This is a genomic window from Streptomyces sp. NPDC042102, from assembly GCF_055582305.1.
This window is the reverse complement of the sequence record NZ_JBVJDL010000003.1, coordinates 697,675-714,097: the sequence shown is the minus strand read 5'-3', so window position 1 is coordinate 714,097 and position 16,423 is coordinate 697,675. Positions and strand designations below refer to the sequence as shown.

General features: G+C 72.8%; 18 protein-coding genes and 1 pseudogene. 8 read left to right on the top strand and 11 right to left on the bottom strand.

The genetic code is table 11. From position 1 onward, the window contains the following. Window positions 1-71: 71 nt before the first annotated feature. The 3 genes from ACZ6KO_RS16565 (at window position 72) to ACZ6KO_RS16555 (ending at window position 3,223) form a co-directional block, all read left to right on the top strand. Window positions 72-1,343 carry a magnesium transporter MgtE N-terminal domain-containing protein gene (locus ACZ6KO_RS16565; protein ID WP_469304671.1) on the top strand — a complete coding sequence of 424 codons (1,272 nt, stop codon included), beginning with the start codon at window positions 72-74 and terminating at the stop codon, window positions 1,341-1,343. 133 nt (window positions 1,344-1,476) lie between these two features. Beyond that, complete coding sequence (locus ACZ6KO_RS16560; protein WP_469304988.1) at window positions 1,477-2,019, top strand: DUF1003 domain-containing protein; 543 nt, start codon at window positions 1,477-1,479, stop codon at window positions 2,017-2,019. A gap of 43 nt (window positions 2,020-2,062) precedes the next feature. Beyond that, entirely contained in the window at window positions 2,063-3,223 is a 1,161-nt protein-coding gene (locus ACZ6KO_RS16555) for an Mrp/NBP35 family ATP-binding protein (protein WP_469304670.1), read from the top strand. A 91-nt stretch (window positions 3,224-3,314) separates the two neighbouring features. On the opposite strand, the gene ACZ6KO_RS16550 is transcribed toward ACZ6KO_RS16555, so the two are convergent. The 5 genes from ACZ6KO_RS16550 to sigE form a co-directional block, all read right to left on the bottom strand. Beyond that, complete coding sequence (locus ACZ6KO_RS16550; protein WP_469304669.1) at window positions 3,315-4,034, bottom strand: hypothetical protein; 720 nt, start codon at window positions 4,032-4,034, stop codon at window positions 3,315-3,317. Window positions 4,035-4,081: 47 nt separating this feature from the next. Beyond that, window positions 4,082-4,525, bottom strand: coding sequence for a sec-independent translocase (locus ACZ6KO_RS16545; protein ID WP_469304987.1), 444 nt, complete (start codon window positions 4,523-4,525; stop codon window positions 4,082-4,084). Between the two features lie 94 nt (window positions 4,526-4,619). After that, a complete protein-coding gene (locus tag ACZ6KO_RS16540; protein ID WP_469304668.1) occupies window positions 4,620-6,002 on the bottom strand; it encodes a S1C family serine protease in 1,383 nt (460 codons plus the stop codon). Between the two features lie 71 nt (window positions 6,003-6,073). Next, a complete protein-coding gene (locus ACZ6KO_RS16535) occupies window positions 6,074-6,760 on the bottom strand; it encodes a zf-HC2 domain-containing protein (RefSeq protein ID WP_469304667.1) in 687 nt (228 codons plus the stop codon). Then, window positions 6,757-7,533: an RNA polymerase sigma factor SigE gene (sigE, locus tag ACZ6KO_RS16530; protein WP_469304666.1), complete on the bottom strand. Its 777-nt coding sequence runs from the start codon at window positions 7,531-7,533 to the stop codon at window positions 6,757-6,759. Before sigE ends, ACZ6KO_RS16535 begins: the two co-directional genes overlap by 4 nt. Window positions 7,534-7,688: 155 nt before the next feature. Here sigE and ACZ6KO_RS16525 point away from each other — a divergent pair, with 155 nt between their 5' ends. Further along, window positions 7,689-8,351: an O-methyltransferase gene (locus tag ACZ6KO_RS16525; protein ID WP_469304665.1), complete on the top strand. Its 663-nt coding sequence runs from the start codon at window positions 7,689-7,691 to the stop codon at window positions 8,349-8,351. Window positions 8,352-8,455: 104 nt separating this feature from the next. Here the strand turns inward: ACZ6KO_RS16525 and ACZ6KO_RS16520 are convergent, their stop codons facing one another. Next, window positions 8,456-8,623, bottom strand: a complete 168-nt coding sequence (locus ACZ6KO_RS16520; protein ID WP_003966491.1) for a DUF3117 domain-containing protein — start codon at window positions 8,621-8,623, stop codon at window positions 8,456-8,458. Window positions 8,624-8,932: 309 nt separating this feature from the next. On the opposite strand from ACZ6KO_RS16520, the gene chcB reads away from it, so the two are divergent. Then, entirely contained in the window at window positions 8,933-9,736 is an 804-nt protein-coding gene (gene chcB, locus ACZ6KO_RS16515) for a 2-cyclohexenylcarbonyl CoA isomerase (protein WP_469304664.1), read from the top strand. A 39-nt stretch (window positions 9,737-9,775) separates the two neighbouring features. On the opposite strand, the gene ACZ6KO_RS16510 is transcribed toward chcB, so the two are convergent. Then, on the bottom strand, window positions 9,776-10,354 hold the full coding sequence (locus tag ACZ6KO_RS16510; protein ID WP_469304663.1) for a DNA-3-methyladenine glycosylase I: 579 nt from the start codon (window positions 10,352-10,354) through the stop codon (window positions 9,776-9,778). Continuing rightward, the gene (locus ACZ6KO_RS16505; RefSeq protein ID WP_469304662.1) at window positions 10,351-10,782 is read right to left on the bottom strand and encodes a DivIVA domain-containing protein; all 432 of its coding nucleotides are present in this window, start codon (window positions 10,780-10,782) and stop codon (window positions 10,351-10,353) included. The genes ACZ6KO_RS16510 and ACZ6KO_RS16505 overlap by 4 nt, the downstream gene beginning before the upstream one ends. Window positions 10,783-10,877: 95 nt before the next feature. On the opposite strand from ACZ6KO_RS16505, the gene folP reads away from it, so the two are divergent. Next, window positions 10,878-11,738, top strand: coding sequence for a dihydropteroate synthase (gene folP, locus ACZ6KO_RS16500; protein ID WP_469304661.1), 861 nt, complete (start codon window positions 10,878-10,880; stop codon window positions 11,736-11,738). Between the two features lie 16 nt (window positions 11,739-11,754). On the opposite strand, the gene ACZ6KO_RS16495 is transcribed toward folP, so the two are convergent. After that, window positions 11,755-12,510, bottom strand: coding sequence for an LOG family protein (locus ACZ6KO_RS16495; protein ID WP_469304660.1), 756 nt, complete (start codon window positions 12,508-12,510; stop codon window positions 11,755-11,757). Between the two features lie 69 nt (window positions 12,511-12,579). Beyond that, on the bottom strand, window positions 12,580-13,659 hold the full coding sequence (dapE, locus tag ACZ6KO_RS16490) for a succinyl-diaminopimelate desuccinylase (protein WP_469304659.1): 1,080 nt from the start codon (window positions 13,657-13,659) through the stop codon (window positions 12,580-12,582). A 77-nt stretch (window positions 13,660-13,736) separates the two neighbouring features. Between dapE and ACZ6KO_RS16485 the strand changes: the two genes are divergently transcribed. After that, on the top strand, window positions 13,737-14,696 hold the full coding sequence (locus tag ACZ6KO_RS16485) for a VldE C-terminal domain-containing protein (RefSeq protein ID WP_469304986.1): 960 nt from the start codon (window positions 13,737-13,739) through the stop codon (window positions 14,694-14,696). A gap of 137 nt (window positions 14,697-14,833) precedes the next feature. Continuing rightward, window positions 14,834-14,933, top strand: a pseudogene (locus ACZ6KO_RS16480) (ATP-binding protein); the annotation flags it as partial. 281 nt (window positions 14,934-15,214) lie between these two features. On the opposite strand, the gene dapC reads toward ACZ6KO_RS16480, so the two are convergent. After that, a complete protein-coding gene (gene dapC, locus ACZ6KO_RS16475; RefSeq protein WP_469304658.1) occupies window positions 15,215-16,309 on the bottom strand; it encodes a succinyldiaminopimelate transaminase in 1,095 nt (364 codons plus the stop codon). Between the last annotated feature and the right edge of the window lie 114 nt (window positions 16,310-16,423).

Below are 16,423 nucleotides of genomic sequence, written 5' to 3'. Positions count from 1 at the left end.
CTCAGGCGGGGGTAGCCTGAGGGCGGTACGACGCCCGGCACGGCCCGCAGACGCTCAAGGAGGCGCACAGGATGGCAGCAGGCGCCCCGCGGATCTTCGTCTCGCATCTGTCGGGAGTGCCCGTGTTCGACCCGAACGGCGACCAGGTGGGCCGCGTGCGCGATCTGGTGGCCATGCTGCGGGTGGGCGGCCGGCCGCCGCGGCTGCTGGGGCTGGTGGTCGAGGTGCTCAGCCGGCGCCGGATCTTCCTGCCGATGACCCGGGTGACGGGCGTGGAGTCCGGACAGGTCATCACCACCGGTGTGGTCAACATGCGGCGCTTCGAGCAGCGTCCCACCGAGCGGCTGGTCCTCGGCGAGCTGCTGGACCGCCGGGTGACCCTGGTCGCCACCGGCGAGGAGGTCACCGTCCTGGACGTGGCCATCCAGCAGCTGCCGGCCCGCCGCGACTGGGAGGTCGACCGGATCTTCGTCCGCAAGGGCAAGGGCGGCGCGCTGCGCCGCCGCGGCGAGACGCTGACCGTGGAGTGGTCGGGTGTCACGGGTTTCTCGCTGGAGGAGCACGGGCAGGGCGCCGAGAGCCTGGTCGCCACCTTCGAGCAGATGCGCCCGGCGGACCTCGCCAACGTCCTGCACCACCTGACGCCCAAGCGGCGCGCCGAGGTCGCCAACGCCCTCGACGACGACCGGCTGGCCGACGTCCTGGAGGAGCTGCCCGAGGACGACCAGATCGAGATCCTCGGCAAGCTGAAGGAGGAGCGCGCCGCCGACGTCCTGGAGGCGATGGACCCCGACGACGCGGCCGACCTGCTGTCGGAGCTGCCCGAGGACGACAAGGAGCGGCTGCTGACGCTGATGCAGCCGGAGGACGCCGCCGACGTGCGCCGCCTGCTGTCGTACGAGGAGAACACCGCCGGCGGTCTGATGACCACCGAGCCGATCGTGCTGCGCCCGGACGCCACGGTCGCCGACGCGCTGGCGCGCGTACGGCAGGCGGACCTGTCCCCGGCGCTGGCCGCCCAGGTGTACGTGTGCCGGCCGCCGGACGAGACGCCGACGGGCAAGTACCTGGGCACGGTGCACTTCCAGCGGCTGCTGCGCGACCCCCCGTTCACGCTGATCAGCTCGGTCGTGGACACGGACCTGCCGCCGCTGCGGCCGGACGCCTCGCTGCCGGCCGTGACCAGCTACCTCGCCGCCTACAACATGGTGGCGGTGCCGGTCGTCGACGAGAGCGGTTCGCTGCTGGGCGCGGTGACGGTGGACGACGTACTGGACCACCTGCTGCCCGACGACTGGCGCGAGACCGACTTCCACGCGCAGGAGGTCCCCGGTGGCCGGTGAGCGGCGGGGCGAGTCGGCGCGCGAGCGCCGCCGCGAGGAGGTCCGGGTCCGGCGGGAGCTCGCGCGCGAGCACGCCCGGGAGAAGGACCGCGAGCACGGGCTCACAGGGCGCGAGGAGGAGGCCGCCGAGCGGCTGCGGTCCCGTTCCCTGTCGACCGGGTCGAGCGCGCTGACCCGCTCGCGGGCGCGGCTGGACCAGCCGCGCTCGGACCGCCGGCGGCTGCTGCCGGTGTACGACCCGGAGGCCTTCGGGCGGCTGTCGGAGCGGGTGGCCCGCTTCCTCGGCACGGGCCGGTTCATCGTCTGGATGACCCTGGTCATCATCGTGTGGGTGCTGTGGAACATCTTCGCGCCCGCGCACCTGCGCTTCGACGAGTACCCGTTCATCTTCCTGACGCTGATGCTGTCGCTGCAGGCCTCCTACGCCGCCCCGCTGATCCTGCTGGCGCAGAACCGGCAGGACGACCGGGACCGGGTCAACCTGGAGCAGGACCGCAAGCAGAACGAGCGGTCGATCGCGGACACGGAATACCTGACGCGGGAGATCGCGTCGCTGCGGATGGGTCTGGGCGAGGTCGCGACGCGTGACTGGATCCGCTCGGAGTTCCAGGACCTGATCAAGGAGATGGACGAGCGGCGGCTATTCCCGTCGGAACGTGATGAAGGCGACCGTTGAGAGGCTTACCGACGGCCTGCTACCGAGCCGTACCATCGAGTACATGGCTACCGAGACACCCTCCGCCGCCGCGCCCGGGCAGGACGCGATCCTCGACGCGCTGGCGACGGTCAACGACCCCGAAATCCACCGGCCGATCACCGAGCTCGGCATGGTCAAATCGGTGGAGATCGGCGACGGCGGCGCGGTGGCCGTCACGGTCTACCTCACGGTCTCGGGCTGCCCCATGCGCGAGACGATCACCAAGAACGTGACCGAGGCGGTCCGAGCGGTCGCCGGCGTCACCACGGTCGAGGTCTCGCTGGACGTCATGAGCGACGAGCAGCGCAAGGACCTGGCGGCCACCCTGCGCGGCGGCACCGCCGAGCGGGAGGTGCCCTTCGCCAAGCCCGGGTCGCTGACCCGCGTCTACGCGGTCGCGTCCGGCAAGGGCGGCGTCGGCAAGTCCTCGGTGACGGTCAACCTGGCCGCGGCGATGGCGGCGGACGGGCTGAAGGTCGGCGTCGTGGACGCGGACATCTACGGCCACAGCGTGCCGCGCATGCTGGGCGTGGACGGCAAGCCCACCCAGGTCGAGAACATGATCATGCCGCCGTCCGCGAACGGTGTGAAGGTCATCTCGATCGGCATGTTCACCCCGGGCAACGCGCCCGTCGTCTGGCGCGGCCCGATGCTGCACCGCGCGCTCCAGCAGTTCCTGGCGGACGTCTTCTGGGGCGATCTGGACGTGCTGCTGCTGGACCTCCCGCCGGGTACGGGCGACATCGCGATCTCGGTGGCGCAGCTGGTCCCGAACGCGGAGATCCTCGTCGTCACCACCCCGCAGCAGGCGGCGGCCGAGGTCGCCGAGCGGGCCGGCTCGATCGCGGTGCAGACCCACCAGAAGATCGTCGGCGTGGTCGAGAACATGTCCGGCCTGCCGTGCCCGCACTGCGACGAGATGGTCGACGTCTTCGGCACGGGCGGCGGCCAGCTGGTCGCCGACGGGCTGACCCGGACGACCGGTGCCACGGTGCCGGTGCTGGGCCAGATCCCGATCGACGTGCGGCTGCGCGAGGGCGGCGACGACGGCCGCCCGGTGGTCCTGGCCCACCCCGACTCCCCCGCCGGCGCGGCCCTGCGCACGATCGCGGGCAAGCTCGGCGGCCGCCAGCGCGGCCTGTCGGGCATGTCCCTGGGCATCACCCCGCGCAACAAGTTCTGACCCACGGGACGACCTCGCGGACAACTCGAACAGGAAGGGGCGCCACCTCGAGGTGGCGCCCCTTCCGTCGTGACGTCGTGACGCAGAGCCGCTACTCGTACGCCGCCAGGTCCGTGACCTGCGAGAAGGCCAGACCGTACGCGCTCATGCCGCGCCCATACGCGCCCAGGTGCACGCCCGAGGAGGTGGACCCGGCGAGCACCCAGCCGAATTCCGACTCGCGGTAGTGGAACGGCGTCGGCTCCCCGTCGACCGGCAGCGAGAGCGTGGACCAGTCCGCGCCGTCGAGGTCGTCGGCGAGCTCCCATGCCGCCTCGGTCTGCTGGTCCAGCCAGTTGCTGCGCAGGCTGTGGTCCATCTGGCCCGGCCAGGTGTACGCCAGCAGCCCGGAGCCGGCCAGCCAGGCCGCGGAGGACACCGAGGTGGCCTCCAGGACGCCCGTGCCGTCACCGCTGCGGCGCAGCGGGTTGCTGGCCACGGTGACGACGACGGCGAACCGTTCGCGTTCGGCGGCGCTGGCCTCGCTGCGGACGGTCGGCTCGTCGCCGTGGCCCACCGAGCCGTGCTCGACGGTGCCGTCGGCGGCCATGCCGACCTGCATGAGCCAGCGGGGGCCCGTGAAGGCCTCGTCCAGGCCGTACCAGGGGAAGTCCGCCCGCAGGTAGCCCTCGACCGTCCGGCGGGCCGAGGGGAGCGTCAGGGGCTCGGCCGCGGTCCCGGCGTGCTCCGGCGGCGCGCTCTGTTCGTGCGGGGGTACGGCGGGCGCCTCGGCGGGCTGCACCCCCACCCGGCTACTGCTCGTCGTCTCCATCCGAGCAGGATAGCCAGCGGAGGACCGGACTCCGGGCAGGCGGCGAATCAGGTGGCGTCGGCGTCGAACCGGGCGCGCTGCTCGGTGGCGGGCGCGGCGGGCTTCTTCAGCAGGTCGGGGCCGGCGCCTTGGGCGGCGGGCGCGCCGGGCGTGGCGGGCGTGGCGTCCGCCTCCTTGCTGTTCACCGCGTCGGTGACGTCGTTGAGCTCCTTGCGCAGGTCGAAGCTGCTGCGGATCTCCTTGAAGTCCTCGTTCTCGGAGAGCTGCTTGCGGATGTACGTCTTCGGATTCAGGTCCTCGAATTCGAAGTCCTTGAACTCCGGTCCGAGTTCCTGGCGGATGTCCTGCTTGGCGCTGTCGGAGAACGCGCGGATCTTCCGGATGAAGCCCGTCACGTCCTGGATGACCTTGGGCAGCTTCTCCGGGCCGAAGATGAGAATGGCGAGCACCACGATGGTGACCAGCTCGAGTGCGCCTATGTCGTTGAACACCTTGCCCGCTCCTCGGCTCTCTTCCTCCACGCCCCGACAACGGTACCCGCCCGCGTCCGCAGGCCAATACCTCGCACCCGGTTTCTCCTGCTCGTCATGAGCTGTTCGCCGAGCCCAGGACGAGTTCCAGCGTGTGTTCGGTGCCGTCGCGCCGGACGGTCAGGGTCAGGGAATCGCCCGGACGGTGGGCACGGATCTTGATGATGAGCTCGTCACCACTGTGGATGCGCCGGCCGTCGACCTTGGTGATCACATCGCCGTCCCGCACGCCGGCGCCGGCGGCCGGGCCGCCCGCGGTCCGGCTGCCGACCCGGGCTCCGTCGCCGGTGTAGCGCATGTCGAGGGTGACTCCGATGACGGGGTGGGTGGCCCGGCCCGTACGGATGATCTCCTCGGCGACCCGCTTGCCCTGGTTCACCGGGATGGCGAAGCCGAGACCGATGCTGCCGCCCTGGCGTTCGCTGTCGTTCTTCTCGGCGCCGCGGATGGCGCTGTTGATGCCGATGACGCGGCCCTGCGCGTCGAGCAGGGGGCCGCCGGAGTTGCCGGGGTTGATGGGGGCGTCGGTCTGGAGGGCGTCGACGTAGCTGACCTCGCTGCCGTCGCCCTTGCCGCCGCCCGCGGTGATGGGGCGCCCGGTGGCGCTGATGATGCCGGCGGTGACGGTGTTGGACAGGTCGAAGGGCGCGCCGATGGCCACGACGGGGTCGCCGACCTTGACGTCGTCGGAGTTGCCGAGCGCGAGCGGGTGCAGTCCGCGTACGCCGTCGACCTTGACGACGGCGAGGTCGTAGCCCGTGTCGCGGCCCACGACCTTGGCGGTGACGCTCTCGCCGGTGCTGAAGGTGACCGCTATCTGGCGGGCGTCGGAGACGACGTGGTTGTTGGTGAGGATGTGGCCCTGCCCGTCGAGGACGAACCCGGTCCCGGTGCCGCCCCCGGCACCGCCGCTGACGTGCAGGGTCACCACACCGGGCAGGGCGGAGGCGGCGATCCCGGCCACGCTGTCGGGCGCCCGGCCGGTAGCGCCCGGCGCCGCCTGCGGCAGCTCCAGGCGGGTGCTGCTGCGCCGCTCGGCGAGCACCCCGAGCCAGCCCCCCGTACCGCCCGCGAGCAGGGCGATGACCAGGCCCGCCACGACGGCGCCCCGGACCCCGACGACCCGCTGGGCCCGGACGGTCCCGGGATCGGTGGCGTGCAGCGCCGCCCCGCCCCAGGGGTCGTACCGCACGCCCCAGGCACCCCCGCCCCCGGGGGCCGTCTCCACGACCTGGGCCTCGACGGGCGCCTCCGCCGGAGCAGGGTCCTCGGACCCGGTCGGCGCCCCGGCCGGCGTCCCGGCCGGGTGCGCGGCGGGGTCGGCGGTCGGGGTGTCCTTCGAGGTGGCGTCCCGGGGGGCGGGGATCGGGCGGGAGGGGCGGCTCCACCACTGTGGGGCCGACCGCTCGTGCTCGGTCGGCTGGGTGTCGGACGACATCGGCGATCCCCCTGTGCTCCGTGCGCCCACGGCGCGTCAGCGGGAAATTCAACCAGGTCCCGCCCAGACCGTCAGCGCGACAGCGACACCGGCCGGGTCCACGGAGGGACCGAGGACGTCGGGGCCAGCGGACCGGGCGAGGCCGGGCTCGGCGGCGCCGCCGTCCCGGCCGGGACCGACCGCCGGTCGCGCACCACCGCGTCGGCCACCGACGGAACCTGGCCGCCCACACCCGGCCGCGTGGCCGGGGTGACGTTCACCCCGCCCTCGCCCCGCGTGTTCGGCTCGACCGCCTCCAGCGGCAGCGGCCCGCCCAGGGCCAGCGCGGCCAGCGACACCGCGCCCGCCGCGACGAACGCGAACCTCCGCCGCGGCCGACCGACCTCGTGTATCCGGAAGCCCTGCGGCTGGTGCGGCGCGACCGCCGCCGGCGGCACCGCGTACCCGAACGTGGCGAACGGATCGCCGGAGAGTGGGGAGGACGGACCGCCGTCGCCTCCCGGCGGGCCCGGCGGACCCGGCTGCCCGGGCAATCCCTGCAGGCGCGCCATCAGCCCGGCCGACGGCGCGGGCATCGCGCTCTCCACGAACAACGACTTCACCCGGCGCTGCGCGTCGGCCTCGGCCTTGCACTTCGCGCACGTCGCCAGGTGCGCCAGCACCCGCTCGCGCGCGTCATGGCTCAGCTCCCCGTCCACCAGGGCGGCGAGCCGGTCGCCCAGGTGCTGTTCAGCGGGTGACGGACTGGCTCCGCTCACTCCGTTCCGCCTCCTCCCCCGACCCCTGTGATCCCTCCGACCCCGGCCAGCGCCCGCTGTTCCGCCCGCGCCTCGGGCGACCGGTGCTTGAGCGCCTTGCGCAGGTGCGAGCGGCCGCGGTGGATACGGCTGCGCACGGTGCCCAGCTTCACCCCGAGCGTCGCGGCGATCTCCTCGTAGCTCAGTCCCTCGATGTCGCAGAGCACGACGGCGGCGCGGAACTCCGGCGCGAGCGTGTCCAGCGCCTGCTGGACGTCGGCGTCGAAGTGCGTGTCGTGCAGCACCTGCTGCGGCGACGGCTCGCGCGAGGGCAGCCGCTCGGCGGCGTCGTCCCCGAGCGCGTCGAAGCGGATCCGCTGCTTGCGGCGGACCATGTCCAGGAAGAGGTTGGTGGTGATCCGGTGCAGCCAGCCCTCGAAGGTGCCGGGGGTGTAGGTGGACAGCGACCGGAAGACGCGGACGAAGACCTCCTGGGTGAGGTCCTCGGCGTCGTGCTGGTTGCCCGTCAGGCGGTACGCGAGGCGGTAGACCCGGGCACTGTGCGTGCTGACGATCTCCTCCCACGAGGGAGGGGTCCACGCCTGGGAGCCCGCATCGGATGCAAAGGTCGCGGTGGTTGCGGTGGCGGTGGTGTGGAAGCGGTCAGCAATGTCGGTCACGGATTTCGGCTCACCCGCCGACCTGAAGAGGCGTCGAAGAACGCCCCCACGATCCACAGGCGCAGCCGCACCTCCCCTGTCGGCTCTGGTGGTGTCCAGTGGAGCCCCTACCATAGCCACCCCCTCCGTCAGCTCGAGATAAGCCTTTTTGCATTAACTTTGCCCGCGGCCGCCGCCAGAGGTGTCGATCTACCCGACGGCGTCCCCTTCATCCCTCACAACGCCCGGTCCCATCTGCGGGTTCCCGACGTCAACGGATACAGTCACCGTTGCGCCAACTATGGGGACAGGAGAGGGTCATTACCGGCAACCGGCAGACGAGCTGGGCGTTCGCCGACGCGTTTGTCGCCGAGGACGACGCTCTGCGGTGGGCCCGCGACCGGGCGAGGGAAGCGGGCCTGCGCTCCGTCTCCCCCGGCACCGGTGCCTCGCTGCGCCTGCTGGCCGCCACCGCGGACGCCAAGGCGGTCGCCGAGATCGGCACCGGCACCGGGGTCTCCGGCATCCACCTCCTGCACGGCATGCGCCCCGACGGCGTCCTGACCACCGTGGACCCCGAGCCCGACCGGCAGGCCTTCGCCCGCCAGGCCTTCCGCGCCGCGGGTTTCGCCGGCAACCGCGCCCGCTTCATCCCCGGCCGCGCCCTGGACGTCCTGCCCCGCCTCGCGGACGGCGGGTACGACCTCGTCTTCTGCGACGGCGACCCGGCCGAGTCCCTCGACTACCTCGCTGAATCGTTGCGCCTGCTGCGGCCCGGCGGCCTGGTCTGCTTCGAGGGGGTCTTCGCCGACGGCCGTACGGTCGACTCCGCAGCCCAGCCGGTGGAGGTGCTGCGCGTGCGCGAGCTGCTGCGCACCGTACGCGAGAGCCCGGCGCTGCAGAGCGCGCTGCTGCCGGTGGGCGACGGCCTGCTGTGCGCCGTACGCCGCTGAGCGGCCGGCCCCGGACCCACCGATACCCCGCCGGCCCCGGACACACCGATGCCCCGGCCGTCGGAACGGCCGGGGCATCGGCGGAAATCTTCAGTGCCGGCTTGTCAGCCGACGACCTTCTTCAGGGCGTCTCCGAGGGCGTCGGCCTCGTCCGGGGTCAGCTCTACAACGAGCCGACCGCCGCCTTCGAGCGGTACGCGCATGACGATGCCCCGCCCCTCCTTGGTCACCTCGAGCGGGCCGTCGCCCGTCCGCGGCTTCATGGCCGCCATGCTCGTTCCCCTTCCTGAAACCAGCTCATCGTCAGCCGACGGCCCCGTTCAGGCGCCTAGTACCCGGCATCGAACACATTGCTTCCCAGCCATTATCCCGCATGTCAGGACCCGATGACCAACATCGCCGGAGAACGCTTGGGCAACGCGCTCGACCAAAACCACTCATTTCGGGGATCCGCCTGCGATACTTCGCCCCCGCGCCCGCCTCGCACCGCGTGGATTCTTTGACGTACGTCACATCCCCGGACGCCGGTCCGGTCCGCCATGCTGGGGGCCTTACGACCGCGACGAAGGGGGACCCCCGCCATGGCAGACAGCGTGCTCTACGACCTGACCGACGGACTCGCCACCATCACGATCAACCGTCCCGACGCGATGAACGCGATGAACACCGAGGCCAAGGTCGCCCTGCGCGACGCGGTCCGGTCCGCGGCCGCGGACCCGGCGGTACGGGCGGTCCTGCTGACCGCGGCCGGCAGCCGGGCCTTCTGCGTCGGGCAGGACCTCAAGGAGCACGTCGGCAATCTGGCGGCGGACCGCGAGACCGGCTCCTCGCTGACCATGACCACGGTCTCCGATCACTACAACCCGATCGTCCGGGCCCTGACCGAGATGCCCAAGCCCGTCGTGGCGGCCGTGAACGGCGTCGCCGCCGGCGCCGGCTTCGGGTTCGCGCTGGCCGCCGACTACCGGATCGTCGCCGAGACCGCCGCCTTCAACACGTCGTTCGCGGGGGTGGCCCTGACCGCCGACTCCGGCGTCTCGTGGACCCTGCCCCGGCTGATCGGCGCCTCCCGCGCCAGTGACCTGCTGCTCTTCCCCCGCAACATCTCCGCCCAGGAGGCGTACGACCTGGGCATCGCCAACCGCCTGGTACCCGCGGAGGAGCTGCCCGCGGCCGCCGCGGAGCTCGCCCGCACCCTGGCCGCCGGCCCGACCGTCGCCTACGCCGGGATCAAGGCCTCCCTCGCCTACGGCGCGGACCACTCGCTCTCCGACGCCCTGGAGAAGGAGGACGCCCTGCAGACGGTGGCCGGCGCCTCCGAGGACCACGGCATCGCGGTGGCGGCCTTCCTGGCCAAGGAGGCCCCGAAGTACCTGGGCCGCTGACGGCCCGCGACCGCCCCCGCCCCGCTCCCGCCGCGGCCGTCAGCCGTCGCGGCGGGCGCAGGCGGCCAGGTGGTCGTTGACCAGGCCGCACGCCTGCATCAGCGCGTAGGCGGTGGTCGGCCCGACGAAGCGGATGCCGGCCTTCTTGAGGGCCTTGGCCAGGGCCGTGGACTCCGGGGTCACGGCCGGCACCTGCCCGGTGGCCACCGGCGCCGGAGCCGGCTCGGCGGGCGCGTGCGACCAGATCAGCGCGTCCAGCTCGCCCGGCTCCCAGCCCGCCAGCACCTTGGCGTTGGCGAGGGTGGCCTCGATCTTGGCCCGGTTGCGGATGATGCCGGGGTCGGCGAGCAGCCGGGCGGCGTCCGCGGCGTCGAACTCGGCGACGGCGGCGATCTTGAAGTCCGCGAAGGCGGTACGGAAGCCCGCGCGCCGGCGCAGGATCGTCAGCCAGGACAGCCCGGACTGGAACGCCTCCAGGCACAGCCGCTCGTACAGCGCGTCGTCGCCGTGGACCGGGCGGCCCCACTCGGTGTCGTGGTAGGCCACGTAGTCCTCGGTCGCCAGCGCCCACGGGCAGCGCAGCAGCCCGTCGGGCCCGGCGAGGGCCCCGCCGCTCACGGCGCGTCCTTGGTCAGGCGCGGCCCGGAGGGGGCGGCGGACCCGGACGGCGCGTCCGGGCCGGCGTCCGGCCCCGCGGCGGGCCCTGCCTGCGGGGCCTGCGGGGCATGGGGGGCCTGCGGGGCGCGCGCGGCCTGCGGGGCCGGCAGGGCGGCCTCCAGCTCGGCGATCCGCTTGTCCCGCTCGGCCAGCTCCGCGCCCAGCCGCATCAGCACGTCGTCCACCTCGGCCATGCGGTAGCCGCGCGGGGCGACCGGCAGCCGCAGGGCGTCGATGTCCTCCCGTACGACGGCCCGGGTCTCCGGCAGCGCGTCGGCCACCCGCTCGGGCTCCGCCTCGGGCAGCACCGCCTCGTCACCGCCCCCGATCACGGCGAGGGTCACCGCCGCGACGACCACGACCAGCGCGATCAGCAAGAACCAGAACACGATCAACTCCCCTGCGCGATGACTCTCACCCCGATCGTGCCATGCCCTCGCGGCGGCTAAGGTCGCAGGCGGAACATCGAGGAAGGAATCACGGGATGCTGCGACTGGGCAGGCGCGAGTTCGACACCCACGAGCCGGTGATCATGGCCATCGTGAACCGGACCCCGGACTCCTTCTACGACCAGGGCGCCACCTTCCGTGACGAGCCGGCCCTGGAGCGGGTCGAGCGGGCGGTCGCCGAGGGCGCCGCGATCATCGACGTCGGCGGGGTCAAGGCGGGCCCGGGCGAGCACGTGGACGCCGCCGAGGAGGCCCGCCGTACGGTCGGTTTCGTCGCCGAGGTGCGCCGCCGCCACCCGGACGTGGTGATCAGCGTCGACACCTGGCGGCACGAGGTCGGCGAGGCCGTCTGCGAGGCGGGCGCCGATCTGCTCAACGACGCGTGGGGCGGGGTCGACCCCAAGCTGGCGGAGGTCGCCGCCCGGTACGACGTGGGCCTGGTCTGCACCCACGCGGGCGAGGTCGAGCCGCGCACCCGGCCGCACCGGATCGCGTACGACGACGTGATGGCGGACATCCTGCGCGTGACCGTGGGCCTGGCGGAGCGCGCCGCCGCGCTCGGTGTGCGCCGCGACGCGATCCTGATCGACCCGGGCCACGACTTCGGCAAGAACACCCGGCACTCGCTGGAGGCCACGCGCCGGCTGACGGAGATGACGGACACCGGCTGGCCGGTGCTGGTCTCCCTGTCGAACAAGGACTTCGTGGGCGAGACCCTGGACCGGCCGGTCAAGGAGCGGCTGCTGGGCACCCTGGCCACCACGGCCGTCTCGGCCTGGCTCGGCGCCCAGGTCTACCGGGTCCACGAGGTCGCGGAGACCCGGCAGGTCCTCGACATGGTCCGCTCGATCCAGGGCCACCGGCCCCCGGCGGTCGCCCGCCGGGGACTGGCGTGAGGCCGCGGCCCCGGCCCTACTTCGCCACTTCCTTGGTCACGAGCGCGATCGCCTCCTCCACGTCGTCCGTGACGTGGAAGAGGAGCAGGTCGTGCGCGGACGCCTTGCCCTGCGCGACGACCGTGTCGCGCAGCCAGTCCACCAGCCCGCTCCAGTACGCCGTGCCGTAGAGCACGATCGGGAAGCGGGTGATCTTCTGCGTCTGGACCAGGGTCAGCGCCTCGAACAGCTCGTCCAGCGTGCCCAGTCCCCCGGGCAGGACCACGAAGCCCTGGCTGTACTTCACGAACATCGTCTTGCGGACGAAGAAGTACCGGAAGTTCAGGCCCAGATCGACGTGCTGGTTCAGGCCCTGCTCGAAGGGCAGCTCGATGCCGAGGCCCACCGAGATGCCGCCCGCCTCCCGGGCGCCCTTGTTCGCGGCCTCCATCGCGCCGGGTCCGCCGCCCGTGATGACGGCGAATCCGGCGTCGACCAGCGCCTGGCCGATCCGTACGCCCGCGTCGTACTCCGGTGTGCCGGCCGGCGTACGGGCCGAGCCGAACACGCTGATCGCCGGCGGCAGCTCCGCCAGCGTGCCGAAGCCCTCGATGAACTCCGACTGGATGCGCAGCACCCGCCAGGGATCGGTGTGCACCCATTCCGACGGCCCGGCCGAGTCCAGCAGCCGCTGGTCGGTCGTGCTGCCCGCCTGGACCTGGCTCCGCCTGCGCAGTACCGGGCCGAGCTGCTGCTCCTCCGGCTTGCGCCGCGTGCCCTCCGGGTTGCCCATATCGTGCGCTCCCTTCCCTGCTGATCGTTCGGTTCAGGGTAGGCGTACGAAGGTGACGGCAAGCGGAATTCAGGAGGTCAGCCAGGCGCGGAGTCGTTCCTCGCAGTGCAGGATGGCCTTGGTCTCCACGCGTTCGTCCACCTTGTGGGCCAGCAGGGCGTCGCCCGGTCCGTAGTTGACGGCCGGGACGCCGAGCGCGCTGAAGCGGGACACGTCGGTCCAGCCGAACTTGGGCATCGCGCGGCCGCCGACCGCCCGCATGAAGGCCGCGGCGGCCGGGTGGGACAGGCCGGGGAGGGCGCCGCCGGAGTGGTCGTCGACGACGAACTCGGCCACGCCGCAGTCGGCGAAGACCTCGCGGACGTGGGCGAGGGCGCCGGCCTGGTCCCGGTCCGGGGCGTAGCGGAAGTTCACGGTCACCGTGCAGGCGTCCGGGATGACGTTGTTGGCGACGCCGCCCTCGATGCGTACCGCGTTGAGGCCCTCGTGGTACTCCAGGCCGTCGATGACCGGCTTGCGCGGCTCGTAGGCGGCGAGCCGGGCGAGGATCGGGCTCGCCGCGTGGATGGCGTTGGAGCCCATCCAGCTGCGCGCGGAGTGCGCGCGCTCGCCGGCCGTCCTCAGGAGCACCCGCAGGGTGCCCTGGCAGCCGCCCTCGACCTCGGCGTTCGAGGGCTCCAGCAGCACCGCGAAGTCGCCGGCCAGCCACTCGGGGTGTGCGGCCGCGACCTTGCCGAGGCCGTTGAGGTCGGCGGCCACCTCCTCCTGGTCGTAGAAGACGAAGGTGAGGTCCCGGTTCGGCTCGGGCACGGTGGCCGCGATCCGCAGCTGCACGGCCACGCCCGACTTCATGTCGGTGGTGCCGCAGCCCCACAGCACGTCGTTCTCGTCGAGCCGGGAGGGCACGTTGTCGGCGATCGGCACGGTGTCCAGGTGCCCGGCCAGGACGACGCGTTCGGCACGGCCGAGGGAGGTGCGGGCCACGACGTTGTTGCCGTAGCGGTCCACGGTCAGGTGCGGCAGGGCCCGCAGCGCCTGCTCGACGAGGTCGGCGAGGTGCAACTCGTCGCCGCTCACGGACGGAATGTCGACGAGCCGGGCGGTCAGCTCGGCAGCGTCCAGGGTGAGGTCCAGCTCGGAATCGGACATGTCGAGACCCTAACGCCCCCTCCCTTGGCCATGGGATGACGGTCCGCCGGGTGGACGTGCCGGTTGGCTCAAGTACGGTGGGCCGCGTGTCCCGACCTGATCAGCGCAAGAGCCGCCGTCGCCGCCGCCCGTTCCGACTGGTGTCAGCCTTCCTGGTGCTGCTGGGGCTGGCCGGATATTTCGTGCTCCAGTACGAATCGACGGGTGGTGGCGGCCCGCACTGCACGGTCGACGCGGCCGGCACCTCGCACCGGATGAGCCTCGAGCAGGCCCAGCACGCTGCGACGATTTCGGCGGTCGGGGTCGGCAAGGGCATGTCGGACCGGGCGGTCGTGATCGCGATAGCCACGGCCATGCAGGAGTCGGACCTGCGCAATCTCGATCACGGCGACCGCGACTCCCTGGGCCTGTTCCAGCAGCGGCCCTCGATGGGCTGGGGCACTCCGGAGCAGATCATGGACCCGGTGTACTCGGCAGGGATCTTCTATGACCATTTGGCCGAAGTGCGGGGGTTCGAGCAGCTGCCGCTGACGGTGGCGGCGCAGAAGGTGCAGCGCAGCGGATACCCGGACGCGTACGCCAAGCACGAGGCCGAGGCCAGCTTGATGACCGAGGCGTTCACGGGCCGCGCCCCCGCCTCGCTGACGTGCTCGGGCCTCGCCCCGCAGCGCAAGGGCGACCCGGAGGAGGTCCGGCGGGAGCTGGTGCAGGCCTTCGGCGCGGGCGCCGCGCCCCGGATCGGCGCCCCCGGTGCCTCCGGGGCCCCCGGCAGCCACGGACAGGCGGTGGGCAGCGGCGGCGCCACGGAGATATCCCTGGCGGTCAACGGGCAGAACAAGCGGCGCGGCTGGGAGCTGGCGCACTGGGCGGTGGCGCACGCGGACGAGCTGGGCATCCAGCGGGTGTCCTACGACAGCAAGGCCTGGCTGGCGGGCCAGAACCGGGGCGCGTGGGTCAGCAAGAACCCCGGCAAGGGCGGCGACGACGACCCGCGCAACAGCGGTCCGGCGGACGTACGGATCTTCGTGACCCGCTGAGATCACCCGGGTTCCGACCGCGCTCCGGCCCGATGAAACGACGATTTGCCGATCCTTTACCCGGTTGATCCGCAACTCCGGGTGCCCCTCGGCCCGTTGTACACGGCGTACTCGACGGCAACACGCTAGGAGCACCCATGTCCCTCCCCCTGACCCGCCGGATCGCCCGTGCCGCCCTGCTGCTGGCGGCCGGAGCGGCACCCGTGGTCGGTGCGGCCGGAGCGGCGCACGCCGCCACGGGCCTCGACTCCGTGGCCCAGCCGCTGGGCGCGATCGGCGCCGCGGACACCGCCGGCCTGGACGACCCCACCGCGGCCGTCGGCACCCTGACCAAGGCCACGGACAAGCTGCCGGTCGGCACGCCGCTGTCGGGGCTGCCGGTGGAGAACCTCGTGCCGAAGGGCTGAGCAGGTCGGCGGTGACGCACGCCCGAGGGCCCGGAGTACGGCGTACTCCGGGCCCTCGGGCGTCCCCGTGCGCCGCTCGGGCACCCCCGTGCGGCGCGCGCGGCGGACCGGTCAGCCCAGGCGCTTGACGGCCGCCTCGACGCGCTCGTCGGTCGCGGTGAACGCGACGCGCACGAAGTTCGCGCCGGCCTCGCCGTAGAAGTCGCCCGGCGCGACCAGGATGCCCAGCTGGGCGAGGTAGGCGACGGTCTCCCAGCACGGCTCGTCCCGGGTCGCCCACAGGTAGAGGCTGGCCTCGCTGTGCTCGATGCGGAAACCGTGCGCCGTCAGGGCCGTGCGCAGCGCCTCGCGGCGGGCGGCGTAGCGGGCCCGCTGCTCCTCGACGTGCGTGGCGTCGCCGAGCGCCACGGCGGCGGCGGCCTGTACGGGCGCCGGGGTCATCATGCCGCCGTGCTTGCGGATCTCCAGGAGCTCGCCGAGGACGGCGGCGTCACCGGCGACGAAGGCGGCGCGGTAGCCGGCCAGGTTGGAACGCTTGGACAGCGAGTGGACGGCCACCAGGCCCTCGTACGAGCCGCCGCAGACGTCGTCGTGCAGCACGGAGACCGGGTCGGCCTCCCAGCCCAGCTCCAGGTAGCACTCGTCGCTGAAGACGAGGATCCCGTGCTCCCGGGCCCAGGCCACGATCCGGATCAGCTCGTCCTTGGGGATGACCTTGCCCGTCGGGTTGGACGGGGAGTTGAGCCAGAGCAGCTTCAGGCCGGCCGGGTCGAGCTCGGTCGGATCGTCGTAGACGACGGCCTGCGCACCGCACAGGCGGGCGCCGACCTCGTACGTCGGGTACGCCAGCCGCGGGTAGGCGACCTTGTCGCCTGCGCCGAGGCCCAGCTGGGTCGGCAGCCAGGCCACGAGCTCCTTGGAACCGACGACCGGCAGCACGTTGCGGTGGCCCGCCCCGCTCGCGCCCAGCCGGTCGCGCACCCAGCCGGTGATGGCGTCGCGCAGCGCGGGCGTTCCCCACACCGTCGGGTAGCCCGGGGAGTCGGCGGCTTCGATCAGGGCCCGCTGGATGAGAGCGGGGACCGGGTCCACCGGGGTGCCCACGGACAGGTCGACGATGCCGTCCGCGTGGGCGGAGGCGGTCGCCTTGTAGGGCTCCAGCTTGTCCCAGGGGAAGGCGGGAAGACGAGCGGATACTGCTGCCACGGTGCTCTCTGCTCTCTCTAGTGGGGAACGGGCCGGGTCCCTGGATCGGGAAACGCCTCGGCCCCGTGCGGCGTGATTGCCGGACGGGACCGAGGGCGCGGCTGCCGCGGGGGC